The organism is Kitasatospora sp. NPDC018058 (genome assembly GCF_044327205.1).
Lineage (GTDB): Bacteria > Actinomycetota > Actinomycetes > Streptomycetales > Streptomycetaceae > Kitasatospora.
Window position 1 is genome coordinate 1 of record NZ_JBIRFA010000154.1, and the last position, 1,091, is coordinate 1,091.

A 1,091-nucleotide genomic window follows, 5' to 3' on the forward strand; every position below is an offset into this window, starting at 1 on the left:
CTGCTGCCTCCCGTAGGAGTCTGGGCCGTGTCTCAGTCCCAGTGTGGCCGGTCGCCCTCTCAGGCCGGCTACCCGTCGTCGCCTTGGTAGGCCATCACCCCACCAACAAGCTGATAGGCCGCGGGCTCATCCTTCACCGCCGGAGCTTTCCACACGGAGGTCATGCGACCCCGTGTCGTATCCGGTATTAGACCCCGTTTCCAGGGCTTGTCCCAGAGTGAAGGGCAGATTGCCCACGTGTTACTCACCCGTTCGCCACTAATCCCCTCCCGAAGGAGGTTCATCGTTCGACTTGCATGTGTTAAGCACGCCGCCAGCGTTCGTCCTGAGCCAGGATCAAACTCTCCGTGAATGTTTACCCGTAATCGGGTGAAACACACACGAGAGCGGAACGACCAGACGGAATAGGTCCGGTCGTTCACAGCGTCCTCGCTGTGTGTGCCATCCGCATCACATGGATGCCGATGGACTTTCAAAGGAACCTCATCCACCGAGGTGGACGGGGTATCAACATATCTGGCGTTGACTTTTGGCACGCTGTTGAGTTCTCAAGGAACGGACGCTTCCTTTGTGCCTGTTTCACCAGGCTCTCCGGGCGCTTCCCTTCGGTGTTGCGTTTCCGACTCTATCAGATCCTTGCGGTCCTGATTTTCGCCGGTGCGATTCGGCCTTTCGGCTTCTTCGCGGTTCCAACCTTACCAGATCCGTTTCCGTCTCCGGCCCCCTGTTGGAGCGGGGTTGGCCGTTCGGCTTTCGCTTTTCGGCCTTTCCGACTCTATCAGATCTTGTTCGCGCCGTTGCCGGTTCGAATTTGTTTCTGATTCCCCGTCGGAGGGGGTTTGTTCGCGCCTTTCGGCGTGATCACTACGTTAGCGGAATTCCTCGTCGGCACATAATCGCGCCGCGGTCCGAATTTCGGCATGCCGAAATTGTTCCCGATGAGGGGCCGTGCAGTAGTGGTGTGCCGCGAAGCGGCGGGATGGCTGCCGCAGAACCGTTCCGGCGCTGTGGCAACTCGGAGGACACTACAGATCGGGGGAGGCGGTGTCAACCCGCCGTGTCAACCCCTATTAGTCGAGGTCGCTCAAACG

1 rRNA gene is annotated in these 1,091 nt (G+C 59.2%); it reads right to left on the minus strand.

The features are described from left to right. Positions 1-352, minus strand: a 16S ribosomal RNA gene (locus ACH4E7_RS45680); the annotation flags it as partial. Positions 353-1,091: the final 739 nt, after the last annotated feature.